The sequence below is a fragment of the Pseudarthrobacter sp. Pseusp20 genome, assembly GCF_059492155.1.
Genome location: NZ_CP168521.1, coordinates 271,043 through 296,577, shown reverse-complemented (window position 1 = coordinate 296,577; position 25,535 = coordinate 271,043). Strand labels below are relative to the sequence as shown.

General features: G+C 65.9%; 24 protein-coding genes and 1 pseudogene. 13 read left to right on the top strand and 12 right to left on the bottom strand.

The window, feature by feature from the left end; all coding sequences use genetic code 11:
* Window positions 1-114: 114 nt before the first annotated feature.
* Window positions 115-987 carry an NAD(P)-dependent oxidoreductase gene (locus ACEN9K_RS01450; protein ID WP_018770372.1) on the bottom strand — a complete coding sequence of 291 codons (873 nt, stop codon included), beginning with the start codon at window positions 985-987 and terminating at the stop codon, window positions 115-117.
* Between the two features lie 204 nt (window positions 988-1,191).
* On the opposite strand from ACEN9K_RS01450, the gene ACEN9K_RS01445 reads away from it, so the two are divergent.
* Complete coding sequence (locus ACEN9K_RS01445) at window positions 1,192-2,250, top strand: TerC family protein (protein ID WP_495635058.1); 1,059 nt, start codon at window positions 1,192-1,194, stop codon at window positions 2,248-2,250.
* A gap of 87 nt (window positions 2,251-2,337) precedes the next feature.
* On the opposite strand, the gene ACEN9K_RS01440 is transcribed toward ACEN9K_RS01445, so the two are convergent.
* Window positions 2,338-2,541: a hypothetical protein gene (locus ACEN9K_RS01440; RefSeq protein WP_018770374.1), complete on the bottom strand. Its 204-nt coding sequence runs from the start codon at window positions 2,539-2,541 to the stop codon at window positions 2,338-2,340.
* A 384-nt stretch (window positions 2,542-2,925) separates the two neighbouring features.
* Here ACEN9K_RS01440 and ACEN9K_RS01435 point away from each other — a divergent pair, with 384 nt between their 5' ends.
* Together ACEN9K_RS01435 and ACEN9K_RS01430 are read left to right on the top strand one after the other, a co-directional pair.
* Window positions 2,926-4,194, top strand: a complete 1,269-nt coding sequence (locus ACEN9K_RS01435) for a glycosyltransferase 87 family protein (RefSeq protein ID WP_495635666.1) — start codon at window positions 2,926-2,928, stop codon at window positions 4,192-4,194.
* Window positions 4,195-4,222: 28 nt separating this feature from the next.
* Entirely contained in the window at window positions 4,223-5,479 is a 1,257-nt protein-coding gene (locus tag ACEN9K_RS01430; protein ID WP_495635057.1) for a glycosyltransferase 87 family protein, read from the top strand.
* Here ACEN9K_RS01430 and mptB read toward each other — a convergent pair.
* Window positions 5,476-7,095, bottom strand: coding sequence for a polyprenol phosphomannose-dependent alpha 1,6 mannosyltransferase MptB (gene mptB / locus ACEN9K_RS01425; protein ID WP_488315356.1), 1,620 nt, complete (start codon window positions 7,093-7,095; stop codon window positions 5,476-5,478). The two genes, ACEN9K_RS01430 and mptB, sit on opposite strands and share 4 nt — an antisense overlap.
* Before the next feature lie 337 nt (window positions 7,096-7,432).
* On the opposite strand from mptB, the gene ACEN9K_RS01420 reads away from it, so the two are divergent.
* The gene (locus ACEN9K_RS01420) at window positions 7,433-8,932 is read left to right on the top strand and encodes a SulP family inorganic anion transporter (RefSeq protein ID WP_056389664.1); all 1,500 of its coding nucleotides are present in this window, start codon (window positions 7,433-7,435) and stop codon (window positions 8,930-8,932) included.
* An 84-nt stretch (window positions 8,933-9,016) separates the two neighbouring features.
* On the opposite strand, the gene ACEN9K_RS01415 is transcribed toward ACEN9K_RS01420, so the two are convergent.
* From ACEN9K_RS01415 to ACEN9K_RS01395, 5 genes are all read right to left on the bottom strand, one after another.
* Window positions 9,017-10,138 (bottom strand): NAD(P)/FAD-dependent oxidoreductase, encoded by a 1,122-nt coding sequence (locus tag ACEN9K_RS01415; protein ID WP_018770379.1) that lies wholly within the window; start codon window positions 10,136-10,138, stop codon window positions 9,017-9,019.
* 80 nt (window positions 10,139-10,218) lie between these two features.
* Window positions 10,219-11,262, bottom strand: coding sequence for a Gfo/Idh/MocA family protein (locus tag ACEN9K_RS01410; RefSeq protein ID WP_495635056.1), 1,044 nt, complete (start codon window positions 11,260-11,262; stop codon window positions 10,219-10,221).
* Window positions 11,262-12,044 (bottom strand): amino acid ABC transporter ATP-binding protein, encoded by a 783-nt coding sequence (locus ACEN9K_RS01405; protein WP_018770381.1) that lies wholly within the window; start codon window positions 12,042-12,044, stop codon window positions 11,262-11,264. The genes ACEN9K_RS01410 and ACEN9K_RS01405 overlap by 1 nt, the downstream gene beginning before the upstream one ends.
* The gene (locus ACEN9K_RS01400) at window positions 12,041-12,829 is read right to left on the bottom strand and encodes an amino acid ABC transporter permease (protein WP_018770382.1); all 789 of its coding nucleotides are present in this window, start codon (window positions 12,827-12,829) and stop codon (window positions 12,041-12,043) included. The genes ACEN9K_RS01405 and ACEN9K_RS01400 overlap by 4 nt, the downstream gene beginning before the upstream one ends.
* Window positions 12,830-12,937: 108 nt before the next feature.
* Entirely contained in the window at window positions 12,938-13,795 is an 858-nt protein-coding gene (locus ACEN9K_RS01395; RefSeq protein ID WP_018770383.1) for an ABC transporter substrate-binding protein, read from the bottom strand.
* A 173-nt stretch (window positions 13,796-13,968) separates the two neighbouring features.
* Here ACEN9K_RS01395 and ACEN9K_RS01390 point away from each other — a divergent pair, with 173 nt between their 5' ends.
* Entirely contained in the window at window positions 13,969-15,075 is a 1,107-nt protein-coding gene (locus ACEN9K_RS01390; RefSeq protein ID WP_495635055.1) for a LacI family DNA-binding transcriptional regulator, read from the top strand.
* Window positions 15,076-15,086: 11 nt separating this feature from the next.
* On the opposite strand, the gene ACEN9K_RS01385 is transcribed toward ACEN9K_RS01390, so the two are convergent.
* Together ACEN9K_RS01385 and ACEN9K_RS01380 are read right to left on the bottom strand one after the other, a co-directional pair.
* Window positions 15,087-15,185: a hypothetical protein gene (locus ACEN9K_RS01385; RefSeq protein WP_223995340.1), complete on the bottom strand. Its 99-nt coding sequence runs from the start codon at window positions 15,183-15,185 to the stop codon at window positions 15,087-15,089.
* A gap of 26 nt (window positions 15,186-15,211) precedes the next feature.
* Window positions 15,212-15,415 carry a hypothetical protein gene (locus tag ACEN9K_RS01380; RefSeq protein WP_018770385.1) on the bottom strand — a complete coding sequence of 68 codons (204 nt, stop codon included), beginning with the start codon at window positions 15,413-15,415 and terminating at the stop codon, window positions 15,212-15,214.
* A 66-nt stretch (window positions 15,416-15,481) separates the two neighbouring features.
* On the opposite strand from ACEN9K_RS01380, the pseudogene ACEN9K_RS01375 reads away from it, so the two are divergent.
* Window positions 15,482-15,695: pseudogene (locus ACEN9K_RS01375) on the top strand (phosphogluconate dehydrogenase C-terminal domain-containing protein); the annotation flags it as partial.
* A 74-nt stretch (window positions 15,696-15,769) separates the two neighbouring features.
* Here the strand turns inward: ACEN9K_RS01375 and ACEN9K_RS01370 are convergent.
* Together ACEN9K_RS01370 and ACEN9K_RS01365 are read right to left on the bottom strand one after the other, a co-directional pair.
* Window positions 15,770-16,957, bottom strand: coding sequence for a mandelate racemase/muconate lactonizing enzyme family protein (locus tag ACEN9K_RS01370; RefSeq protein ID WP_018770387.1), 1,188 nt, complete (start codon window positions 16,955-16,957; stop codon window positions 15,770-15,772).
* Between the two features lie 9 nt (window positions 16,958-16,966).
* A complete protein-coding gene (locus ACEN9K_RS01365) occupies window positions 16,967-18,010 on the bottom strand; it encodes a LacI family DNA-binding transcriptional regulator (RefSeq protein WP_018770388.1) in 1,044 nt (347 codons plus the stop codon).
* Between the two features lie 235 nt (window positions 18,011-18,245).
* Here ACEN9K_RS01365 and ACEN9K_RS01360 point away from each other — a divergent pair, with 235 nt between their 5' ends.
* From ACEN9K_RS01360 to ACEN9K_RS01330, 7 genes are read left to right on the top strand one after another with little or no spacing between them, the layout of a single operon-like run.
* Entirely contained in the window at window positions 18,246-19,574 is a 1,329-nt protein-coding gene (locus tag ACEN9K_RS01360) for an extracellular solute-binding protein (RefSeq protein WP_018770389.1), read from the top strand.
* Window positions 19,571-20,506, top strand: a complete 936-nt coding sequence (locus ACEN9K_RS01355; protein ID WP_018770390.1) for a carbohydrate ABC transporter permease — start codon at window positions 19,571-19,573, stop codon at window positions 20,504-20,506. The genes ACEN9K_RS01360 and ACEN9K_RS01355 overlap by 4 nt, the downstream gene beginning before the upstream one ends.
* Window position 20,507: 1 nt before the next feature.
* Window positions 20,508-21,413, top strand: coding sequence for a carbohydrate ABC transporter permease (locus ACEN9K_RS01350; protein ID WP_018770391.1), 906 nt, complete (start codon window positions 20,508-20,510; stop codon window positions 21,411-21,413).
* A 13-nt stretch (window positions 21,414-21,426) separates the two neighbouring features.
* A complete protein-coding gene (locus ACEN9K_RS01345) occupies window positions 21,427-22,617 on the top strand; it encodes a Gfo/Idh/MocA family protein (protein WP_018770392.1) in 1,191 nt (396 codons plus the stop codon).
* A gap of 35 nt (window positions 22,618-22,652) precedes the next feature.
* Entirely contained in the window at window positions 22,653-23,657 is a 1,005-nt protein-coding gene (locus ACEN9K_RS01340) for a sugar phosphate isomerase/epimerase family protein (protein ID WP_018770393.1), read from the top strand.
* A gap of 51 nt (window positions 23,658-23,708) precedes the next feature.
* The gene (locus ACEN9K_RS01335; RefSeq protein ID WP_018770394.1) at window positions 23,709-24,407 is read left to right on the top strand and encodes a ThuA domain-containing protein; all 699 of its coding nucleotides are present in this window, start codon (window positions 23,709-23,711) and stop codon (window positions 24,405-24,407) included.
* Window positions 24,392-25,507: a Gfo/Idh/MocA family protein gene (locus ACEN9K_RS01330; RefSeq protein ID WP_018770395.1), complete on the top strand. Its 1,116-nt coding sequence runs from the start codon at window positions 24,392-24,394 to the stop codon at window positions 25,505-25,507. Before ACEN9K_RS01335 ends, ACEN9K_RS01330 begins: the two co-directional genes overlap by 16 nt.
* Window positions 25,508-25,535 lie beyond the last annotated feature (28 nt).

Here is a 25,535-nt window from a genome sequence, read left to right as displayed (position 1 = left end):
TGGACTGGAGCGGCAGCTCTTTGAATCGATTCATCCAATATAGGAGGTGATGCCGGTTACGTCAATGGGCAAGCGCTATCCCGGACGGTCCGCGCCAGGATGAGCGGGGTCCTGCTACCGGCTGGCGTAGTAGGCCGCGGCCATATCCTGCCTGCCGCGGCCCTGGCCGGCCACCCGGTCCAGCCGGGCTGTGGAGGCAACGGCGCCGTCAAGCGTCAGGCCATGCTCGACGGCGGCATCCACAATGAGGTGGGCATCCTTGCGCGCGGTGTCCACGGCGAAGGAGGCAGGCTCCAGCTGGTCGTTGAGGATGAGGTCCATCTTCAGGCGGAGATAGGGCAGGTCAAGCGGGCCGCCGTCGAGCACGTCGAGGAACTGCTGCGGATCGACGCCCAGCGCCTGGGCAAGGGCAACCACTTCGCCGGCGGCGTTGGACGCCGCGATGACCCAGCTGTTGACCACCAGCTTGAGGCGGGCCGCGGAACCCTTGGACGGGTCGTCGCCTGTCCAGATGGTGCGGGCGCCAATGGCATCGAGGACCGGCCCCACGCGTTGGCGCACTGCTTCGGGAGCGGCGGCGAGGACCAGAAGCTGGCCGGCTTCTGCGGGGGCGCGCGTTCCGGAAACGGGCGCCTCCACCAGGTCCAGGCCAAGTTCGCCGGCCAGTGCGGCCAAAGCGGCCGCGTCCTGCACCCCAACCGTTGTGGACTGGACCCACGTTGTGCCCGGCCGGACGCCGGGTGCGGCACTCCGGATGACCTGCTCCACCGCGGCAACGTCGTGGAGCATGGTCAGGACCACGTCGGCTGCCTCGACAGCTTCGGCGGGGGCAGCGGCATGCCGGGCACCGTCCGCGGCCAGCCGTTCCGCTTTGGCCGCGTCCCGGTTCCACACCGAGACCTCATGACCGGCGCGCAGGAGGTTGCGCGCCATGGCCGCTCCCATGATTCCCGTCCCCAGCACAGCCACCTTGGGTTTCGTATCCATCGAATCCGCCTTCCGGTCCAGGTTTGGTGTTCTCCATACCTACCCAACGTCTCCAGGATTCTGTAAATTATTCATACGGAGGGGAGTATCCCCACTTCACAGTCCATCGTCAGTACGGAGGCCCCTGAGCCTTCCGGTGGGCGGGCCGCATGACGGCCGGGAGAGACCTCCAGTTGGTTGTCACTGACTGGAAGCAGGTGCCCCATGAACGTTCCCCTCTGGATGTGGTTCGCCGTCATCGGATTCATCCTCCTCATGCTTGTCGTCGACCTCGTGGCCCACCGCCACGCCCATGTCATCAGCGTCCGCGAGGCCGCAGCCTGGTCCGGGATCTGGGTGCTGTTCGGCGTTGCATTCGGCGCACTGGTGTGGTTCCTGTACGGCGCGGAGTTCGGCCAGCAGTACTTCGCCGGATACCTCATCGAGAAGTCGCTCGCCGTGGACAACGTCTTTGTCTGGGCAATCATCTTTACGTTCTTCGCCGTTCCCCGCGAGTACCAGCACCGCGTGCTCTTCTTCGGTGTCCTGGGGGCGCTGGTGTTTCGCGGCCTGTTCATCGCCGCGGGCTCGGCGATCATCGCCAGCGCCGGGTGGGTCCTCTACCTGTTCGCGGCATTCCTGCTCTTCACCGGCTACCGGATGCTCAGGCAGCGTGACGAGCACATCGACCCCGGGAAGTCGCAGGCATTGAAGCTGTTCCGCCGGCACGTGCCCATGACGGACGCCTTCCATGGCCAGCGCTTCCTCATCCGGAAGGGCGGTGCACTGCTTGCCACTCCCCTGCTGGCGGTCCTGGTGCTGGTTGAAGTCACGGACATCATCTTCGCCGTCGACTCCATCCCGGCCATCTTCGCGGTCACGGACGAGGTCTTCCTGGTGTTCACGGCCAACGCGTTCGCGATCCTCGGCCTGCGCGCCATGTACTTCCTGCTGGCGGACCTCATCCACCGCTTCGTATACCTGAAGACGGGCCTGGCCCTGGTGCTGATCTGGGTGGGCATCAAGATGGCGCTCAAGATCGACGTCTACTACATTCCGACGCCGGTCTCCCTCGCCGTCATCACCGCCATTTTGGGCGTTTCCGTCGGGGCGAGCCTCATCGCCACCCGGCGCACGGGCCGGCAGGAACCGCACCTTCCCGCGGACCCGCCCTTCCGGAACGCCACCCCGGAGGAGCTCGACGCCCTGGAGCGGCTGTGGCGCAGCCGGCGGGCACGCTCCCGCGGGAAGGTGCCGCCGGCGGCCGAAGAGTCCGTCAGGTAAAAAATCCGAGCGTCAGCAGAAAAGGACAGCCGGGCCGGCACCAGGCGTTGGCGTCAAGATCCTGTGGCGCCAACGCCAGGCCAGGACCTACCAGGCCTGGTGTTCGCGGGTAAGGCCGAAGGGAACCGCGTCGCTGAGGGCAACGGTGAACTTGTTCGCGCCGTGCCGGGTAACGAGGATGCCGTGGCTCTTGCCGTCCAGGGCGTGGGCCTTGGCGGCAGCGACGGCGGCGTCGAGCTCGCGGTCCATGCTCTGGCGGTCGGACACGGTGAGGGTCAGCGGGAAGTTCATGGGTCTAGCCTTTGTGTGTTGGGGGTAGGGGGTGATATCCAACACCTGCGCTCCCCAAGGCTGCAGGCGAAGTTTGGGAACCTTTGTGCCCAGCTCATAATGCCCGAGGGATGGATCACCAGCAACTTGAAAAATCAAGTAATAAGTCGCCGCAGGTCAAGGCGTGACGGCTCGAGCCTGCCTCAGCAATTACGGGCGCTAAAGCACCGTGAATTAGAGTTGGACAGGAGTGGAAGCTGTTTCCGAACGGCTCCGCTGCCCCTGACCCAGCCCTGCGGCAGAACCAAGCCACCAGCACGACACCACACGTGTGCCACGACCTGACAAGGATCCGCCATTTCCACCGACGCTCTCTTCGGCCATCTCACCAGGATCCGCAACGTCATCCTCCCCACCCCGGTGCGGAGCCGGTTGAACACCGGGGGCGGCCTGCTGGCGGGATTCATCGTGGTGCACCTTGTCTTCCTGGTCTTCGCCGCTTCCCTCTCCCTTCGCGGCGAGGCGTTCAGCGACACCTTCATCTACCGTGACTGGGCCATGGCGGGATTCAACGACGCGAACCTCCGGGGCGGCCCCAGCCCGTGGGTGTACCCCATCCTGGCGCTCATCCCCATGGCCATCGCAGGCCTGGCGGGACCGGGACCGTTTTTCTTCATCTGGGTCCTCATGACCACGCTCCTGAACGCCTGGGCCCTGCTCAAGCTCACCGGGCGGGGCCGCAACGCCAGCGCCATCCCCGCCGGCTGGTGGTGGCTGGCCTTCACCTTCCTGATGGGCTGGCTGGGCTTCGCCCGGGTGGACGGCCTCACCGCCCCGCTGGTCCTTGTGGCCCTGGCCTACGGCGTCCAGCGCCCGTTCGTCGCCTCGGTCCTGCTGGCCGTCGGCACCTGGGTGAAGGTCTGGCCGGCGGCCATCATGCTGGCCCTTTTCGCCGTCGTAAAGAACCGCCTGCTGGTGGTGCTGGCAGGAATCGCGACGACGGCGGGCGTGGTGGCGCTGGCAGCAGCCCTGGGCAGCGTCCCCAAGCTCCTGAACTTCCTCACCCAGCAGGGCGACCGCGGCATGCAGCTCGAGGCCACCTTCACCACCCCCTGGCTTTGGCTCTCCGTCCTGAACGTCGGCGGCTCGCGCATGTACATGAACACGGACATCAACTCCATGCAGGTGGACGGCCCGGGCACCGCCACCATGTCCGTGCTGATGCAGCCCCTCCTGGTGCTGGCGGCACTCCTGGTGGCCGGGCTGACCTTCTGGGCGCTCCACAACGGAAAGCAGCACAAGGTGGCCGGCGGCGTGGACCGCACCGAGCTGCTCCTGGCCGGGGCCCTGACCCTGGCCACCGCGTTCGTGGTTTTCAACAAGGTGGGTTCGCCGCAGTTCATGGTGTGGCTCGGCCCCGCCGTCGCGGTGGGCCTGGCGCACAGCTGGCGTGAATGGCGGGTTCCGGCGGCAATGCTGATCGCCATCGCCGTGGCAACCTACTTCATCTACCCGCTCTTCTACGACGCCCTGAGCCACAACAACCCCTGGATGGCCCTGGTACTGACAATCCGCAACGTCCTGCTGGTGGTCCTGTTCCTGTGGAGCGTCCGGCGCCTCTACACGCTGGGCAAGAAGACCGCAGCCCCCGCCCCCGCGCTCAAGGAGACCTGACATTTCCACGAGGTTCTTTGACCGCCTGGTGACCGTCCGCACCAGACTGCTCCCGGCAAAAGTGGTGGACTGGTTCGCCCGCCCATCCAGCGTCTGGTGGGGCTTCGCCGTCGTCCATCTGTACTTCCTGGGCTGGATGGCATCCTTTTTCCTGAACGGCGATACGTTCAGCGACACCGAGCAGTACCGGCAGTGGGCCCTGGACGGCTACAACCCGGCGGACCTCACCGGGAAGATCAGCCCCTGGGTCTACCCGGTGCTGGCTCAGATCCCCATCTTCCTGGCCAACATCGCCGGCCCAGGCCTCTACCTGCTGGTGTGGTTCCTGATCATCACGGCGCTCAACGCCGTCGGCCTGGTCTACCTCACCCGTGGCCCGCGGAAGGTCACGGGCATTGCCCCCGCCTGGTGGTGGTTGTTCTTCACGGTGTTCATGGGCTACCTGAGCTTCGCCAGGGTGGAGGGCATCACGGCGCCGATCGTGCTGATCGCCCTGCTCTATGCCGCTGAACGGCCCATCGTGGCCGGCGTCCTGCTCAGCATCGCCACCTGGATCAAGGTCTGGCCCGCAGCCGTCCTGGTCCCGATCGTCATCGCCAGCCACAAGCGGATCCAGGTGGTCCTCGCCGGCGCCGCCGTCACCGCGGTGGTGGGCCTGGGCACGTGGCTGACCGGCGGGCTGCCGCACATCATGGACTTCCTCCTGAACCAGGGCGAGCGCGGAATGCAGCTTGAAGCCACCTTCTCCACGCCCTGGGTGTGGCTGAGCGTTTTCCACATCGCCGGTTCACGGATGGCCGACAACACCGCCATCAATTCCACCGAGGTCTACGGCCCCGGTGCCGGCACCGCCGCATTCCTGATGCAGCCGCTGCTGGTCCTTGCGGCCGTCACCGCGGCCATCCTTCTGGTCCGCGCCCTGCGGCGCGGCGCCGAACGCGAGGAACTGTTCCTCGAAGGCGCGCTCATGATGGTTACCGCCTTCATCGTGTTCAACAAGGTGGGCTCGCCGCAGTTCATCATCTGGCTGGCACCGGTGATCATCGCCGGCCTGGCGCATGACTGGGAGCGCTGGAAGGTCCCGGCCGCCCTGCTGATGGGCATTGCCATGACAACGTTCGTGATCTACCCGCTGTTCTACACCCCGCTCATCCATGCGCACCCCGTCATGGCAGCCATCCTGACCACCCGCAACGTGCTCCTGGTGGTCCTGCTGTGGTGGTCGGTGAAGCGCACCGCGGAGTTGGGCCGGAAAACGTCAGCCCAGGTGCCGGCCGGAGCCTAGCTGCCCCCGGACGACCGGTCGACGGCGGCACGGGCCTCAGCCTGGCGCGCGGCCCGGCGCTCCGCCACCCACCGCCAGGCCCGCCGGGCAACGTCCAGCGGCTTGCCCTCGATGAGCAGCTTGCGGGTATGGACGTCCAGGACCAGCAGGTAGAAGGTGAAGGCCAGGGCCGTAAAGAAGGCCAGGGACGAGGCGTCGATGGGCAGTTCCACGAAGGACCAGACCGAAAGCTGGTCCTGGGCGCCGAATACCACAAAGAACGTCACGCCCACGTACAGCGAGCGGATCTGCCAGTCGTCCCGGATTCCCGTGACCGCCAGGAACGGCAGGAACCACAGGATGTACCAGGGCTGGATGATGGGTGAGAGCATCACGACGGCGGTGAACGCCAGGGCCATCCGCCGCACCGCCCGCGAGTAGTCGCCGCGGAACATCAGCAGCAGGACCAGTGCGATCGCCGCCCACTTCATGGCGGTCCGCAGCCAGGTGGCCAGCGTTCCGCCGGGCAGTCCCAGGGCGTTGGCCAGCATCTCCACCTGCTGGCCCAGGAAGCCCGACGGCGAGTAGCCCGTGTAGCCGGGGGTGGGGTCCATGATGGCCCACGTCCAGCCGATGCCGAGGTTGTAGGGGATGCCGCTCAGGGCCAGCACGCCGAAGCTGATGCCCGCCGTGGCACCCCACATCAGGAATTTGCGCGGCCAGGACGCAGCGGGCCCCGCCCACATCACACCGATGAACGGCAGCAGCAGGACGGTGATGGGCTTGATGCCGATGGAGGCGGTGACCAGGAGGACGCCCAGGAGGTAGCGGCGGGTGGCGGCCAGGTAAACGCCGGCGACGGCCAGCCCCACCATCAGGGCGTCATTGTGGGCACTGGCGATGAAGCTGATGAGGAACAACGGGTTGGCCACGGAGATCCAGAGCGCGCGGGCACCGTTGATCCCGTGCAGTTCGGCGAGCCTGGGCACGTAGATGACGCAAAGCAGCACGCCGACGCCGGCCAGGAGGCGGAACAGCAGGACGGACGCGTCAGGCTGGGCTCCTGTCAGTCCCACCACCGCGCGCGCCAGCCACAGGAAGTACGGTCCGTACGGGGTTCGGTTTTCCGCCCAGGCGGGGTCGGCCCCCAGGGAGAACCAGTTGTTGAGGGTGGAAATGCCCACCTCATACGGGTTCTGGCCTTCCTGGACCAGGCGGCCCTGCCCCGTATAGGCGTAGACGTCCCTGGAGAAGACCGGAACGCAGAACAAGAGCGGCAGGGACCAGGCGGATATGGCCACCACCACGGACCGCAGGGAGGATTGTCCCCAGTCCCCCAGCCTCTGGCCCAGGCGAAGCCAGGAGCGCATCAGGAGCATGGCACCGGCCGTCAGCAGCACGGTGGATACCGCCACGCCCCAGCCTTCGGTACGGAGTGCGATCACCACCGGTTGCCGGATCATGGGCGACCCGTTGGCGATCCAGCCCGTTCCGATGGAACCGACGAACATCATGAGGGCGCCGACAAAGCCTTCGAGGGTTGCCAGGTAGGCACGGCCTTTGGCGGGCACGGAAACCCCGGCCGGTGTGCCCGGCCGGCTCTCCGACATCCTGAGGTGTGACCCGCCTGCCGTCATGTTTGTGTGGTCCCCTGACTTGTTACGGCACTGCTCGCCCCAGCTTCAAATGGCCGCCCTGCAACCCGGCCATTTTATCAGCCGAGCTTACTGCCGCCCGGGGCCGGGCCGAGCGGAAGCGCCACAGTTTGGCAACGGCTGCGGAACTGCGTATCGCGGTTGGCTGCCCCTCCATAAACCCTGGCGGGTAGTGTTGCCTATGCAGCCGAAAGCTACCGGCGCATTCCCTTCCCACCCCATTGTCTTCCATGGCCGGGCTGGACCCGTGCGCACCGTGGCGCGCAGAAACGTTGCACACCCGCTCTCCCAGGAGAGCCATGTCCCCTGGAGCCGCTCCTTGGCCGTAACCGCCCGCCCCCGCCCCGTCCGGCAACCGACCACTGTCCTGACCGCCGTGCGCTCCCCGCGGCAGCTCTCCCGTGAGGTCCTGGCCGGCATGGTCACCACCCTGGCCCTGGTCCCCGAGGTCATATCCTTCTCGATCGTGGCCGGGGTGGATCCCATGGTGAGCCTGGTCGCCTCCATCGTGCTGGCCCTGGCGATGTCGGTCCTTGGCGGCCGGCCCGGCGTCGTTACCGCCGCAGCCGGTTCCGTCGCCCTGGTGATCGCCCCGCTGGTGCACCAGCACGGTGTCCAGTACGTCCTGCCCGCCGTGCTGCTCGCCGGCGTGATCCAGGTGGTCTTTGGCCTGGCCGGCCTTGCCCGGCTGATGCGGTTCATCCCCAGATCGGTGATGATCGGATTCGTCAACGCCCTGGGCGTGCTGATCTTCATGGCGCAGGTGCCCCATGTCCTCAATGTCCCCTGGCCCGCCTACGTCCTGTTCGCCCTGACGTTCGCGATCATTTTCGTCCTTCCGCGCTTCACCAAGGTGGTTCCGTCGCCGCTGGTTGCCATCGTGGCCGTCACGGCAATCGTCATCATCGCCGGCGTGGCCGTTCCGAGCGTCGCGGACGAAGGTCCCCTTACGGGCAAGCTGCCGGGGATCACCCCGTTCCTTTTCCCGCTTGACCTTGCCACCTTCCAGCTGGTCCTGCCCACGGCACTGAGCGTGGCGTTCGTCGGCCTCATGGAAACCCTCCTCACAGCGAAACTCGTCGATGACATCACCGGCACCCCGTCCCATAAGGGACGCGAGTCCTGGGGGCTGGGCGTATCGAACATCCTCGCCGGTTTCTACGGCGGCATTGCCGGCTGCGCCATGATCGGGCAGACGGTCCTCAATGTGAAGACCGGCCAGGCCCGCACCCGCATTTCGACGTTCGTGGCCGGACTGTTCCTGCTGGCCCTGGTGACCGGGCTCAGCTCGATCATGGGGCAGATTCCCATGGTGGCCCTCGCCGCGGTCATGATGGTGGTTGCCGTCACCACGGTGGACTGGCACAGCGTCAAACCGTCCACCCTGAAGCGGATGCCCATACCGGAGACACTGGTCATGGCTGTTACTGTCGCCGTCGTGGTCCTGACGGGGAACCTGGCCTACGGCGTCCTCGTCGGCGTCATCCTGGCCATGGTCCTGTTCGCCCGCCGGGTGGCGCATGTGATCACTGTTGAGAGGACCCTGGCCGGCGACGGGGAGAGTGTCCGCTACCAGGTGGTGGGCCCGCTGTTTTTCGGGAGCAGCAACGACCTGGTGGAACACTTCGCCTACGCGGACGATCCGGGCCTGGTGTCCATCGACCTCAGCCGTGCACAGATCTGGGACGCCTCGACGGTGGCCGCCCTCGACTCCATTGAAACGAAATACGCGGACCACGGGGCCACGGTGAGGATCGAAGGCCTCGATGAGCGCAGCACCGGATTCCACCGCCGGCTCACCGGTCATTTGGGCGCCTGACACGCCGGACGGCATCCAGCCCGGACGGCACGGGCAAAAGGGCGGAGCCGCAATCCGCGCGGCCCCGCCCCTTTGCAGCCCGGCTTAGGAGAAGCGTCCCGGCCGGAAGGTGGCCAGCATGGGGTGCTTCCTGCCGGTCAGGATTTCCCCGGCCAGGAGCTCACCGGCAATGAGTCCCAGCGTGGCGCCGGAGTGCGTGAAGGCAACGAAGCATCCGGGCACCTGGCCCAGTTCGCCCAGGACGGGTTCGCCGTCCCCGGGAATGGGCTTATAGCCCATCTTCCAGGAGGCGGGCTTGAGTTCCGGATTGCCGGCAACAAGCTTCGATGCCTCATCGGCCAGTTCCTGGACCACCTCATCGGGGATGCTGAAGGAGCCGTCCGCGTGCTCGGTAATGTGTTCCTCGTACCAGTCGTGGTCCAGGGCAAACGTCCCGCCCGGGTTGGGCCGCAAGGCTGCGCGCGGGGTGTTCATCACCGCGGCCACGTCGTGCTGCACCTGCTTGGTCACCACCAGCATGGACACGGGAGAGCCGTTGGGGATGTGCACTCCCAAGGGTTGGACGACGGCGGGCGTCGCCGCGCCGCAGGCCACCAGCACGGCGTCGGCCGGGTATGTCCCGCCCGACGCTGTCTCCACGCCGGAGGTGCGGCCGCCTTCCACCATGACGGAGGCTTTTCCCGCGTTCAGGACCAGTTCGCCGCCGCGGGCGTGGAACTCCTCCATGAGGAAGTCGATCAGGTCCGGCAGGCTCACCCAGCCCTCGCCGGGATTGAAGATGGCATTCTCCGGCACGGCGTCCGCATCGATGCCGGGGGTGGTGGCTGCGATACCGCTGGGGGCGAGAAGCCGGGAGTCGTAGCCGATGGACTTTTCGTAGGCGTGCCGGGCCGCGGTGGCCTCGCCCTGCCCCGCGGCGTTCCACATCAGGCCGCCGCCAAACTGCAGCCAGTCGCGGCTGGGGTCCGAGGCGAAGAGGGTGCGGTAGCGGTCCACGCCGGCCACCCGCAGCTGGTGATACGGGGTGGACCGTTCGCCGGCGGAGTTGAGCCAGGACAGCGAGCGGCCGCTGGCTTCGCTGGCGAGGCCGCGCTCGGTCAGCAGGATCACCGACGCTCCTTCGCGGAGCAGGTGGACCGCGGTGGAGACCCCGAGGATGCCGCCGCCGATGACGGCAACGCGCTTGGTGGCTGGAAGAGAGGACATCGTGTCCCTTTCTGTGAAATTCGTGGTTGCGGAAGACGCTGACGACGCGCCAGGGAAAGCAGGGGAAATTGGGTGTGGCGTCAGGCCAGGGCGTGGATGCCCTCGATCACCTTCAGCACCTCAAGCGGTTCGGCGGGATCCACCGGCAGCGGCCCGTTCCCGTGCAGGGCGGCGGCCAGCTGGACGTAGAACTGCGGGTAGGCGCCGCGTTCGGCGGGGACGGCCGCCGTTGCCCCGTCCACGCCCAGGAGCCCCCAACGCTCCTGGGGTTCCACACCATAGGCGGGGTCCGACGGCGGCGTCCCGGCAGCGAGGGCAGGTTCCTGTCCGTCCAGGCCCCACTTGGTGTAGCCGGCGCGGGAACCGAGGATGTGGAACCGCGGCCCGGCCTGGGCGGCCATGCCGTTCATCCAGAGCCGCGTGCGGACGCCGGAGGCGTGCAGCAACGACACGAACGCTTCCGTATCCGCTGCGTCCGGATGCGGACCGCGGTTGGCCGTCTCGCCGTAGCTCCGTTCCACCGGGCCGAAAAGGTGGATGGCCTGATCGATCAGGTGCGCGCCGAGGTCGTGCAGGATGCCGCCGCCCTCGGACAGGGACACGGTGTCCCGCCAGTTTCCGAAGCCTTCGGGCCGCCACCATTCGAACCGCGATTCGAAGCTGGTGACCCCGCCAAGGTCTCCGGACGCCAGCACCTTCTGCAGGGTGAGGAAGTCTGCATCCCACCGGCGGTTCTGGAACACCGTTAGCTGCACCCCGCCGTCGGCCGCCCTGCTGATCAGCTCCCCGCCCAAGTCGGACGTGGGGACGAAAGGCTTGTCCACCACCACATGCAGGCCGTGGGCGATGGCTGTCGCGGCCAGCCCGTAGTGCGTGTGCGGCGGGGTGCCCAGGATGACCAGGTCCAGGTCCGCGGCCAGGGCGAACAGCTCCTCCGGGGTGCCGGCAATCCGTGCCTGCGGATACAGCCGTGCCGCCTCCGCCGCACGTTCCGGCTGGGCAGTGACGATGACGTCCAGCGAGAAGTCCGGGTTGGCCGCCACCAGGGGCGCGTGGAAGACCTTGCCGGAGATTCCAAAACCGACGACGGCGGTCCGGATGGGTGCCGCTGCAACCGCACCCATCAGAGCACCTCGGAAAGGAAGCGCTGGAGGCGTTCGCTGCGGGGATTGTCGAAGAGTTGGGCGGGTGTCCCGGCCTCCACTACTTCGCCTTCATCCATGAAGACCACCTGGTCTGCCACTTTCCGGGCGAAGCCCATTTCGTGGGTGACGACGAGCATGGTCATGCCCCGGCGGCCCAGGCCGGCCATGAGGTTCAGGACGCCCTTGACCAGTTCGGGGTCCAGGGCGCTGGTGGCCTCGTCGAAGAGCATCACTTCGGGTTCCATGGCCAGGGCCCGCGCGATGGCGACGCGTTGCTGCTGGCCGCCGGAGAGGTCACGGGGGCGGTGGTCGGCGCGTTCGGCGAGGCCAACCTCGGCGAGCCGTTGGCGGGCGCGTTCCATGGCCTGGGCCTTGGGCATGCCTTTGACGCTCCAGAGGGCCAGGGCCACGTTTTCCTCGGCGGTGTGGTCCGGGAAGAGGTTGAAATGCTGGAACACCATGCCGATGCGGGTGCGGAGTGTGTCCGGGTTGACGGTCAGGGTGCTGTCGCCAGCGAGCAGGACGTTCCCGCTCTTGGGTTCGTGCAGCCGGTTGACGCCGCGCAGCAGGGTGGATTTTCCGGATCCTGAGGGGCCAATGATGCAGGTGGTGGTGCCCGGCGCCACGGTGAGGCTGACGTTGCGCAGTACCTCGATGTCGCCGTAGGCCATGGTGAGGTTGCGCAGTTCCAGGCTTGAGCCGCGGAACGACTGTTCCTCCGAGGTGGCCGCATTCATGGTGGTGGGGGTGGGGGTGTTCATGTGTTGCTCCCGGCTGTGAGCGGCGAGGCCGCGTCGAGTTCCTTGACTTCCTTCAGGCCGCTGGTGGGTGGTGCGGCGCGGCGGCGGCCGGTGCGGAACTTGTTGTCGAAGTGGTTCACCAGGTGCGTCAGCGGGACGGTAATCACCAGGTAGAGGAGTCCGGCGGCCACCAGGGGTGAAAGGTTCCCGGACAGCACGGCGGCGTCCTGGCCCACGCGGAAGAGTTCGCGTTCGGTGACCAGCAGGCCCAGGAAGTACACCAGGGAGGAGTCCTTGACGATGGCGATGAACTGGTTCACCAGGGCCGGGAGGACCCGGCGGACGCCCTGGGGTACCACCACCAGGGCCATGGATTTGGCGTAGCTCATGCCCAGGGCACGGCAGGCCTCGCCCTGGCCCTTGTCCACGCTGAGGATCCCGGCGCGGAAGATCTCCCCGATGTAGGCGCTGGCGATCAGGCTCAGCGCGATGATGCCCAGCGGGTAGGGTGACGGGCCGAAGATCGACTGGCTCAGGCGGGCAAAGCCCTGGCCGATCAGCAGGATGGTGAGGATGGCGGGCAGGCCACGGAAAAGGTCCGTGTAGATCCTGGCCGGGACCCGCAGCCACTTGGATGGTGAGATGCCCATGACGGCCACCACCATTCCCAGCACCGTGCCAAGGACGGTGGCGGCAATGGAAATGATCAGCGTGTTCAGCAGGCCGACCGCCAGGAGTTGGGGCAGGACCTCGGCCATAGCGCCGAAGTCGAAGAAGGTACGGATGATGGTGTTGAGCCAGTCCATGATTGCTCTCAGACGTAGATGAAGGGGAGGTGCCGGGCAGGCCGCGTACGGCGGCCCGCCCGGCCAGGTGGCCCTAAGGCCTGACAGCCCGGCAAATAATGCTTGGGGCTACTTGCTTGGCGAGGGTGATGCGGTCTGCTCGGCCTTGGGCAGGTACTGCTCGGGCATCGGTGAGCCCGGGAACCACTTCTGGTAGAGCTTCTTCCAGGTGCCGTCCTCCATGGCTGCGGCCAGGCCCTTGTTCAGGGCTTCCTTGAAGGCCGTCTTGCCCTTGGCCACTGCGAACCCGGCCGGGGCGTCGAAGGACGGGATGTCCGCGGCGCTGACCAGGCCGTGCTGCTCCTCGTAAGCCTTGGCGGCCTCGTAATCCAGGAAATGCGCGTCCACCGTTCCGCTGTTCACGGCGGCGATGGCGGTGTTGTTGTCAGGGAAGCGGACCAGGCTGGCCGAGGTGAAGTTCTTCACCGCATAGGCTTCCTGCAGGGTTCCCTGGACCACGCCCAGGCGTTTGCCGGCCAGCCCGTCCGCGCTGGTGATGCCGGAGGTCTTGGTGGTGATGACCGTGAGGTAGCCGGCCAGGTAACCGTCCGAGAAGTCCACGGTTTCCTTGCGCTTGTCGGTGATGCCGATGGCTGCGACGCCGGCGTCGAACTGTCCGTTTGCCACTGCGGCAAGGAGCCCCGAGAAGTCCTGCCCGGTGAAGACCACGTTGTCCACACCGGCCCGGTGGGCCACGTCCTTGAAGAGTTCCACGTCGAAGCCGGTGAAGTTTCCGGAGGCATCGGCGAAGGTGTACGGCTTTGAGTCACCCAGGCTTGCCACCCGGATGGTGCCTGGCTGGATCAGTCCGTAGGGGTTGTTCTCTGTGGTGGAGGCGGCGGAGGTGGAGCTGCAGCCGGAGAGCGCCAGGACCGCGGCCAGGGCTGCCGCGGCAAATCCGGCAGGTCGGAGATTCTTTTTCTTCACAGCGTTGTCCAATCGTTGGTGGGAAGGCGGTGCTGTCAGGGCCGCCGAAGAAAGTCGTCGATGCTCTTGTTGAGTCCGGTCTCACAGCTTAGGATTGAGACCGGACTCACATCGATTGATAGAAATGTAGCCGATGTCACATGGGGCGTCAACAACCCCGTCGAAAGGTGAAGATGAACGGTGATGGAGCACGACGGCGGGACGTAACCGTTGCCGACGTCGCAAAAGCTGCGCAGGTCTCCAAGGCACAGGCCGCCCGTGCACTGGGCAATTACGGCGCGGTCAGCGACGACGTCCGCGAGCGCGTCCTCGCCGCTGCCGAGGCGCTTTCCTACCGTCCCAACGAGCTGGCCCGCAGCATGAACACCGGAAAATCGCACACCATCGGCGTGGTGGTGGGTGACATCGAAAACCCGCATTTCGGCCTTGCTACCCGGGGCATCACGGACACTGCCAAGAAGGCCGGGTACAACGTCATCCTGGTCAACACCGACGAGGACCGGGCGGCGGAAGTGGACGCGGTGCGGGTGTTGCTGGACAAGCGGGTGGACGGCCTCATCGTCGCCCCGGCATCATCAGTGGACACCGAACACCTGCAGGAGGTGCACCGGTCCGGACGCCCCCTGGTGTTCATCGACCGCACCGCCGGCGACCTCAAGGTGGAGACCATGGCCGTGGACATGGCGCGGATTTCCAGGGAAGCTACGCAGTATTTGCTCGAGGCAGGGCACCGGCGTATCGCCTTCATCTCCACACTGCGGACGGACACCCCCTACACGCCGGGCATGACCCTGGAGTCCTCCCAGATTGCGGACCGCATCGAGGGGATGCTGGACGCTTTCCTTGCGGCGGGGCTGCCCTTCCCGGAAGACCTGGTCAGGTTGAATGCCGGCGATGCCGACTCGATCCGCAGCATCACCCGCGAAGTGCTCCGGGGCCCGGACCAAGCCACGGCAGTGGTCGCTTCGGACGGCCTGATTGCCCTCAGCGTGGTGGAAGCGATCCAGGAATTGGGCCTGTCCATTCCGGCCGATGTGTCATTCCTGATGTACGACGACTTCGCATGGACCAGGCTCACCACGCCGCCCCTGACGGTCATCGCCCAGCCGGTCTACAACATGGGCGTGGCGGCAGCCAAGGCACTGATCCGCCAGATGGAGGGGCTGCCGCCCGCCGCTCCGGCGCAGTTCACGGCCACCCTGGTGCGCCGCGGTTCAGTGGGCCCGCGCCGGACGGGCGACGATCCACAGCGGGAAAAGCTGGCGGCCTCGCTCAACTGATACGCGGGAACCTACTGCGAGGCGTCGAAACCGGCCAGCAGGCGCCGGGACGCGGTCTGCATATGCGATCGCATGGTGGCCGTGACGGCCTCCGCATCGCGGACCGCCAGAGCCTCATAGATCTCCGTGTGTTCCTTCAGCGCAGCTGGGAAGCCTGGACTTCCAGGCCGCCGCGCAGCTCAACGAGTTCACGCGTCCGCGGCGCACCCAGCATCAGTCCCCAACTGAGGGTCCGGGGCAGGAGTTCGGAGACGCCGTCCCTAAGATAGGTGTCGGAGCCGGGACGGACCACCACGATGCCCAGGATTTCCAAGGCGCCCCAGGGAGCCCAGGGCGGCACTGATCTTGGCCGTCGAGGCGGCAGATTCTACGGACACCTCCCAAGCGAAACAATCTGAAGTCCGGCGCCTCCCGTGACTCTGCCGAGGCCGTCATCCGCACCATCTACGCTCCCGTCATCGACGTGCACTGGGTCACCGTCAAGCAGCACGCCATCCTGGAGCCAACCCTGGTACGGCAAGGACAGCATCATCAAGGACGACTGGAAGAAGATCTTCGACGACTCCGAACTCGACGGCGTTATCGCCAAGCTGCTCAAGCTCGAGGCGGTCAAGCGCTAGGCACACCCGCAGCGGCGGCCTCCGTCCGGTTATTAGGCCGGGCGGACGCCGCCGTTTTTTCGTTGTCCGACGCGTCAGCGGACGCCTGCGCCTGCGAGGTTGAAGTAGGACCGGGCGTCCGGCGGCCGGATATCGGCCACCACGTCGCTGAAGATCCGCATGGGATGCGGCGTGAAAGGATGCTCCGCGATCGCGTCATAGTCGAGGTCGATGCCCAGCCCAACGCCTTCGGGGATCATGACATCGCCGTCTGCCGTCAGCTGAAGGCGCTCACTGGAGATGTCGCTGCGCCACGGCACGTCCGTGGCCATGATCTCCAGGTACCGGAAATTCGGCAGTGTGGCCCCGAGCTGCAGGGTTGCCGCAGTGCTGAGTGGCCCGCTGGGGTTGTGCGGTGCGAACGGCACATAATGGGCTGCCGCCAGAGTGGAAATGAATGACAGTTCCAGCAGCCCGCCGGCGTGCGTGACGTCCGGCTGGATGTAATCCACGGCGTTGCGGGCCAGGGCGGGAATGAAGGTGTTCCGGCCCATCCACCTCTCCCCCGCGGCAATGGGAACAGGGGACCTGCTGCGCACCTCCACGAGGGCGTCGATCCCGTCCGGCGGGCACGGTTCCTCGAAAAACACCGGCTGGAACCGTTCAAGTTCGCGGGCCACCCGGATGGCTGTGGGGACATCAAAGCGGCCATGGCCTTCTATGAACAGTTCAACGTCGTCGCCCACTGCCGCCCGCACTGCCTCAACAGGTTCAAGCATGCGCCCCAGGTCCCGCGGTTCCAGGAAAAGGTCCGCGGCCTCGAAAGGGTCCCACTTTAGGCCGCGGAAGCCTTGGCCGACCGTCCGTACAGCGGCCTCGGCGAAATCCTCCGGAGTGATGGCCCCGGAAAACCAGCCGTTGGCGTAGGCGCGGACCCGGTCGCGGACCTGTCCCCCCAGCATCCGGTGGACCGGGACGCCCAATGCCCGCGCCGAAACATCCCACATCGCCATCTCAAGGGCGCTCAGGGCTGTCATGGATACCGGACCGCCGCGCCAGTAGGCGTCGCGGTTGAGTTCATAAATGGTCTGGGTAATCCGCGTGGGGTCCTTGCCCCTGACGGCTTCGGCAAGGACAGCCACCGCCCCGAGGACAGCATGTTCCTGCCCTTCGAGGGTCGCCTCGGCGATACCGGTGAGCCCCTCGTCAGTTGTAAGCCGGACGAAGATGAGGTTCGTGCGGTAGAAGTCCACGACCACGGTGTCGAGATGGGTGATTTTCATGGTTGTCTTTCAGTCCGCGGGAGGGGCGGTGGATTCCCGCACGATTACCTGGGTTGCCAGTTCCACTCGGTGGGAATCGAGGACTTCGCCTTGCACCTGCCGCAGCAGCGACCTTAGGGCCGCGCGCCCCATCTCCTCCAGGGGCTGGGCCACGGAACTCAGCGATGGAACGGACTGCTCACCCTGGTTGGTGCCGTCGAAGCCGATGAGGCTGATGTCCTCGGGAACCCTGATTCCGTGGCGCCGCGCTTCGCTGAGGACGCCCAGGGCAATGGTGTCGCTTCCGGCGAAGATCGCCGTGGGGCGCGGGTCAAGCTTCAGCAGCTCTTTGAATCCATTGACCCCACTCTCCGTCCGGAACCGGCCGCCGGAAACAACGTACTGGGGGTCCACCTTGATCCCTTGTGCCATCAGGGCTGCCATGTATCCGTGCAGCCGCGCCTGGTTGCATTCAGCGCCCTCTATGCCGCCGATGTAGGCAATGCGGCGGTGTCCCAGTCCCAGCAGGTGCTCGGTGGCAGCTTTGCCGCCGGCCCAGTTGGTGGCCCCAACGCTGACGACGTCGGCGGAGGGCGGGTTAAGCGGGTCGATGACGACGACGGGGATGTGGCGGCGCCTGAACGCGTGCAGTTGCGCCTCGCTGAAGGCCGAGGTCACCACGATCATCCCGGCCCTGCCCTCTTCGAGCATCCGCTGCGCCCGGCGCTCGGGGGTGTGGCGGGCGGGGGTGGACTGGCCGGTCACGCTGACCAGGATTTCGACGTCGGCGGCGGCAGCGAACTGCAGGATGCCGTTGAGGACCTGGATGGTGTATGCGGAGTCGAGCACGTCGATCACTACTTCCACCACGGTCCCGCTTTCGGCGGCCGCCCGGCGCTGGACAGGCGACTGGTAGCCCGCCTGCTCCAGTGCGGCAAGGATCCGGGCCCTGGTTTCGGGGGCCACGTCCTCACGCCCGTTCACCACTTTGGACACCGTAGGCGCCGAAACCCCTGCCTGCCTGGCCACGGTAGCGAGCGTGGGTTTGGTCCGCTCCTGCAATTTGCTCGTCATCGGTTCGCAATCTTTCGAAAGTGGGGAAACGTTTTCATTGTGCAGAGTGGGGCCTTCTCCGGTCAAGAGCACCGGGACATAGGGAGTAGACAGAAAAGATCCTCTACGATCCCTTGACGCCGCCGATAATTAGGGCTTTAGTTTACAGCGTGACTTATATCACCGTTCGAAATGTTTCGAACGAACGGCGGAGCTGACGCCCCGTACCCCGACGCAAATTCACAATGGAGAAGCAATGAAGCAACCCCAGTCCTCCCGGCGGTCTTTTCTCGCCCTCGCTGCCCTCACTCCCTTTGCCGTTGCCGCGACCACTGCCTGCGGGACGTCCGGCCCCGGTGCCTCCAGCGGCGGCGGGGGCGCCAGCATGTGGTACCTGTCCGGCGAGCCGAACCAGACCACCATGCAGAAAGCCGTGGATGCCTTTAACTCGGCAAACTCCGCCGACAAGATCACGGTCACGTACTTCCAGAACGACGCCTACAAGACCAAGATCAAGACCGCCATCGGCGCCAACCAGGCACCCACGATCATCTACGGCTGGGGCGGCGGTGGCCTGAAGACCTACGCCGAGGCCAACCAGGTTGAGGACCTCACCAGCTGGTTCGACCAGAATCCGGACCTGAAGAAGAAGTTCTTCCCGTCCGTGTTCGGTGCAGCCACCGTCAACGGCAAGATCTACGCCCTGCCCAACCAGTACGTCGCCCCGATCGTGCTGTTCTACAACAAGGAACTGTTCCAGAAGGCAGGCGTCCAGCCGCCCAAGACCTGGGACGACATCATGTCCTTGGTCAAGACCTTCAACGGCATGGGCGTAGCCCCGTTCTCCCTGGGCGGCCAGTCGCGCTGGACCTCCATGATGTGGCTTGAATACCTCCTGGACCGCATCGGCGGGCCGGACGTCTTCAAGGCGATCTTCGAGGGCAAGCCCAATTCCTGGATGGACCCGGCCGTGATCGAGACCGGCACCAAGATCCAGGAGCTGGTCTCTGCTGACGGCTTCATCAAGGGCTTCTCCTCCATCACTGCCGACTCGCAGGCAGACCAGGCCCTCCTGTTCTCCGGCAAGGCAGCCATGATGCTGCACGGTTCCTGGACCTATGGCGCCATGAAGAAGGCCGGCCAGAACTTTGTGCAGGACGGAAAGCTGGGCTTCGTCCCCTTCCCCACGGTTGCCGGCGGCAAGGGCGACCCGAAGAACGGCGTCGGAAACCCCGCGGCGTACATGTCAATCTCTTCCAAGGCCAGCGACAAGGAAAAGGAATCCGCCAAGAAGTTCTTCAAGGACGGGATCCTGACCGATACCGTGGTCGACGCCTACATCAACTCCGGCTCCGTGCCGATTGTCAACGGCATCGAAGACAAGCTGAACACCTCCCCGGACAAGGAGTTCCTGAACTTCGTCTACGACATGGCCAAGAACGCACCCAACTTCCAGCAGTCCTGGGACCAGGCGCTGAGCCCCACCGCAGCTGAGGCCCTGCTGAACAACATCGACCAGCTGTTCCTGAAGTCGATCACGCCGCAGCAGTTCGCCGAGAACATGAACGGCACCCTAGGGAAATGAGCAACGCCGTCTCCACTGCCCCGCGGGCCGCCACGAGGGCGAAAGATTCCAAGCAGACCGAACAGCGCAGGGCCGCCCTGGCGTGGCTGACCCTGCCGGCACTGTTCTTCTTCCTGGTGTTCGCAGTCATCCCGCTGGCCGGGGTGCTCATCCTCAGCTTCAGCAGCTGGGACGGAATCGGTGCCATCGGGGCAGCTGGACTGGACAACTGGTTCTCTGTGCTGGCGGATCCGGGACTGTACAACGCCCTGGGCCTGACCTTCCTGATCATGATCGTTTCGTGGCTGGTCCAGACTCCCATCAGCCTGCTCCTGGGGGTGTTCACGGCGGGAAGCCAGCGCTACCGGGCTGCCCTTGCCGTCCTGTACTTCCTGCCCCTCTTGCTGTCCTCAGCCGCCGTCGCCATCGCCTTCAAGGCCCTTTTGGACCCGAATTTCGGCCTGGCAACCGGCCTGGGGCTGCCCTTCCTGGCACAGGACTGGCTGGGGGTACCCCAACTGGCCGTAGGCCTGGTCATCTTCGTCATCGCCTGGCAGTTCGTCCCGTTCCACACCCTCATCTACCAGGGCGGGGTGCGGCAGATCCCGAAGTCCCTTTACGAGGCAGCGCAGATCGACGGTGCCGGAACCATCAAGCAGTTCTTCCACATCACCCTGCCCCAGCTGAAATACACCATCATCACGTCCTCCACGCTGATGGTGGTGGGTTCGCTGACCTACTTCGACCTGATCTTCGTCCTCACGGGCGGCGGACCGGGAAACTCCACGCGGATCCTGGCCCTGGACATGTACCTGCGGGGCTTCCGGGCCAACCTCATGGGCCCGGCCAGCGTCATCGCCGTCATTCTCGTCATCATCGGCCTTGCACTGGCCTTGTTCCTCCAGCGTCTTGGCGGCAAGGACAAACAAGGCAGCCAATTGGAAGGTTTGTAGGGTGAGTACCGTCCTGAAAAGCAATTCGCAGGAGGCCCGGACCGGAACCACGGCCGGTTCCGCCGCACCCAAGCAGGGACTCGGCCAACGGCTGAGGCGGCTCAACATCCCCGGCGGCCTCGGTGGGTGGATCTGGCTGGCCATTATCATCCTCCCGATCTACTACGTGGTGATCACCAGCCTGAAGACGCAGGCGGGATACTTCGGCCAGAATCCCCTGGCCGTTCCCACCTCGCCCACGCTGGAGAACTACCAACTGGTCCTTGAGAAAGACTTCGCCACATATTTCATGAACAGCGTCATCGTCACGCTCGGTTCCGTAATTCCCACGGTGCTGATCTCGTTCATGGCCTCGTTCGCGATCGTCCGGGGCAGCGGAAGGTTCCTCAAGCTGGTCAACGGCATGTTCCTCATGGGGCTGGCCATCCCGCTCCAGGCGACGATCATCCCGATCTACCTGATGATCATCCGGCTCAACCTGTACGACAGCCTGCTGGCACTGATGCTGCCGTCCATTGCCTTTGCCATCCCCCTCACAGTGCTGATCCTGTCCAACTTCATCCGCGACGTCCCGAACGAATTGTTCGAGTCCATGCGGCTGGACGGCTGCAGCGAGTGGCAGACCATGTGGCGGCTCGCCCTGCCCCTGACCCGCCCGGCTATTGTGACCGTTGCCATCTACAACGGCCTGCATGTCTGGAACGGGTTCCTGCTCCCGCTGGTCCTGACCCAGAGCCCCAGCCTGCGCGTCCTGCCCCTGGGCCTGTGGAGCTTCCAGGGTGAATTCAGCGTCAATATCCCGGCCGTTCTCGCCTCGGTGATGCTCAGCACGCTGCCCATCCTGGTGCTTTACGTCATCGGCCGCCGCCAACTGCTGGCAGGCCTGACGGCCGGCTTCAGCAAGTAGAAAGGACACGTCCATGACCACCGCCAAACCCCTGCGGGTCGGCATGGTGGGCTACGCCTTCATGGGTGCCGCCCACTCCCACGCCTGGCGGACCGCGCCACGGTTCTTCGACCTGCCGCTGCAGCCACAGCTCACCGCGGTCGCCGGCAGGAATGCCGACGGCGTCCGCGCGGCAGCTGACAAGCTGGGCTGGGAGTCGGTGGAGACCGACTGGCGGCGCCTGATCGAGCGCGACGACATCGACCTCATCGACATCTGCACGCCCGGCAACACCCACGCAGAGATTGCCATCGCAGCCCTCGAGGCCGGAAAGCACGTGCTGTGCGAAAAGCCGCTGGCCAACTCCGTGGAGGAAGCCGAGCGGATGACACTGGCAGCGGAGACCGCCGCAAAGCATGGCGTCTTCTCCATGTGCGGCTTCAGCTACCGCCGCACCCCGGCACTGGCACTGGCCAAGCGGTTCGTGGAGCAAGGACGGATTGGCGACATCCGGCACGTCCGGGCCCAGTACCTGCAGGACTGGCTCTCCGACGCCAACGCCCCCATGACCTGGCGGCTGGACAAGGACAAGTCCGGTTCCGGCTCCCTGGGCGACATCGGCGCACACAGCATCGACGCCGCCCAGTGGGTCACGGGGCAGAACATCAGCGGGGTGTCGGCAATGCTGGAAACGTTTGTCCGGGAACGTCCGCTGGCAGGCGACCTGGTGGGCCTTGGGGGCCACGGCGACCTCAGCAGTGACACCCCCCGCGGGACCGTCACCGTTGATGATGCGGCCATCTTCAGCGCAAAGTTCGACGGCGGCGCCTCCGCGGGCGCGATCGGCGTCTTTGAGGCAACGCGCTACGCCCTGGGCCGGAAAAATGCCATGCGGCTGGAGGTCAACGGCACCAAGGGTTCCCTCGCCTTTGATTTCGAGGACATGAACGTCCTGTCCTTCTACGATTCGGCCGAATCGCCGGACGCCGGCTTCCGCCGGATTTTCGTCACCGAGCCCGAGCACCCGTACGTGGGGCATTGGTGGCCCACGGGCCACGGCCTGGGGTACGAGCACGGTTTCACCCACCAGGTGGTGGACCTGGTCACGGCCATCGGCGAGGGCCGCCAACCGGAACCGTCGTTCGGCGACGCCTTGCAGGTACAGCGGGTCCTCGCCGCAGTGGAGTCCAGCGCCGCGAATTCCAGCCAGTGGCAAAAAGTCTGAGCGACCTACAGCTTCAAGAAACCAAGGAACACCCAATGACACGACCAATCACGCTGTTCACCGGCCAGTGGGCCGACCGGCCCTTCGAGGAAGTGGCCCGGCTTGCCGGCGAGTGGGGCTTTGACGGGCTGGAAATCGCCTGCTGGGGCGACCACCTGGACCCCCGCCGGGCTGCGGAGGACGACAACTACCTCCAGGGCCGGCTGGACATCCTCGAGAAGAACAACCTCAAGGTCTTCGCCATCGCCAACCACCTCACGGGCCAGGCCGTCTGCGATGACCCTATCGATGAGCGCCACCAGGGCATCCTGTCCGCGGAAGTCTGGGGCAATGGCGAGCCTGAAGGGGTGCGCCGGCGGGCGGCGGAGGCCATGAAGGACACCGCGCGGGCGGCCGCACGGCTTGGCGTCAAGACCGTGACGGGGTTCACCGGTTCGTCCATCTGGAAGGCCGTCGCCATGTTCCCGCCGGCCTCGCAGGCAATGATCGACGCCGGTTACCAGGACTTCGCGGACCGGTGGAACCCCATCCTGGACGTCTTCGACGAGGCAGGTGTCCGGTTCGCACTCGAGGTCCACCCGTCTGAAATCGCCTACGACTACTGGACGGCGAAACGGACCCTTGAGGCTATTGGCCACAGGGCGAACTTTGGCCTGAACTTCGACCCCTCCCACTTCATCTGGCAGGACCTGGATCCCGTGATGTTCCTGCAGGACTTCGCGGACAAGATCTTCCATGTGCATGTAAAGGAATCCGTCCGGCAGCTGGATGGCCGCAACGGCCGCCTGGGTTCGCACCTCGCCTGGGCGGATCCCCGGCGGGGCTGGGACTTCGTCACGGCAGGACACGGTGACGTGCAGTGGAACCGGATCTTCCGGACCCTGAATGCCATTGGCTACGACGGCCCCACCAGCATCGAATGGGAGGATGCCGGAATGGACCGCCTCATCGGCGCCCCGCAGGCCCTTGCCATGGTCCAGGAACTGGCCCGCATCGCCCCGCCCGCAGCGGCGTTCGACGCCGCCTTCGCCAGCCGCTGACCCCCTGCTCTTTCCGGCCCGCAAGGCCGGTAGCCAAACAAAGGAAATTCAATGACAGAACGAAAGAATGCACTGGTGGTCCGCGGCGGCTGGGACGGCCACCAGCCCTACGAGGCCACCGAGCTCTTCATTCCCTATCTCAAAGACAACGGCTATGACGTCCGGGTGGAGGAATCCCCCAAGGTCTACGCCGACGCCGCCTACATGGCCGGTGTGGACCTGATCATGCAGTGCATGACCATGTCCACCATCGAAAAGGACGAGTTCGCCGGACTGCGGGCCGCCGTGGAGAACGGCACCGGCCTGGCCGGCTGGCACGGTGGAATCGCCGATTCCTACCGGAACACCTCCGACTACCTGCACCTGATCGGCGGCCAGTTCGCCTGCCACCCTGGCAAGCACCCAGATGAGTGCATCGGCGAGCAGTCGGACAACTACGTGCCCTATACCGTCAACATGCTGCCCGCGGCCGCCGAACACCCCATCACCCGGGGCATCCAGGACTTCGACCTGGTCACCGAGCAGTACTGGGTCCTCTCCGACGACTACATCGATGTCCTGGCCACCACCACCCAGAAGGTCCGTGAATGGGACCCGTGGAACCGTGAAGTGACCTCCCCCGCCATCTGGACCCGCCAGTGGGGCAAGGGCCGCATCTTCGTCGCCACCCCCGGCCATCGGGTCGAAATCCTCCAGGACACCAATGTCCGCACCATCATCGAAAGGGGCCTGCTGTGGGCAAGCCGTTGAAAGTCGGAATCATTGGCTGCGGAGCCATCATCGCGCAGTACCTGGCGAACTTCCGCAAACTCAGCCAGATCGACCTGGTGGCCGTGGCGGACCTGGACCCCGCACGTGCCCAGGCCGTGGCGGATGGCTACGAAGGTGTCCGCGCCATCTCCGTGGAGGAACTCCTCGCCGCGGACGACGTCGAACTTGTCCTGAACCTGACCATCCCCGCCGCCCACGCCGAGGTGGCACTGAAGGCCATCGCCGCCGGAAAGAGCGTCTACGGCGAGAAGCCCCTTGCTGCCACGACTGAGGAGGCGCGCCAGGTGCTGGACGCGGCACGCGAGGCCGGCGTCGCCGTCGGCTGCGCTCCTGACACCGTACTGGGCACCGGCATCCAGACCGCCCGCAAGGCGATCGACGACGGGCTGGTCGGCGCCCCCATCTCGGCGTCGGCAACCATGGTGACCCCAGGCCACGAGCGCTGGCACCCGAACCCGGACTTCTACTACCAGCCCGGCGGCGGCCCGCTGCTGGACATGGGCCCCTACTACGTCACCGCCCTGGTGACCCTGCTGGGTCCGGTCGTCTCCGTGATGGGCGCGGCCAGCCACACCCGGAATGAGCGCACCATCGGCTCGGGGCCGCGCCAGGGCGAGAAAGTGCCGGTCACCATCGACTCCCACGTGACCGGCGTCCTGGTCCACGCCTCCGGTGCGCTGTCCACCCTCTTCATGAGCTTCGATGCCGTGAAGTCGAAGTCGCCCAACATCGAGATCCATGGCGAGCGCGGTTCCCTGGTGGTGCCGGATCCGAACCACTTTGACGGCGACGTCCAACTGTTCTCCCTCGGCGCCGAGGACTGGGAGACCCTTCCCGCCTCCGCAGGGTACGTCGACGCCGGACGCGGGTTCGGCATCGCGGACCTTGCCGCCACCCCGCAAGGCAAGGAGCCCAGGGCGGGTGGCGCACTTGCCTTCCACGTCCTGGAAGTCATGGAATCCGTCCTCAAAGCCGCACGCAGCGGCATGACGGTCGGCATCCGGAGCACGGTGGAGCGGCCGGAAAGCGTGGCCCTCACCGTCCTGGCCGAACAGGCGGATGCGCTCCAGTCCCAGTAGCCGGCTGTCCGGAACCGTGCCGCTTTGG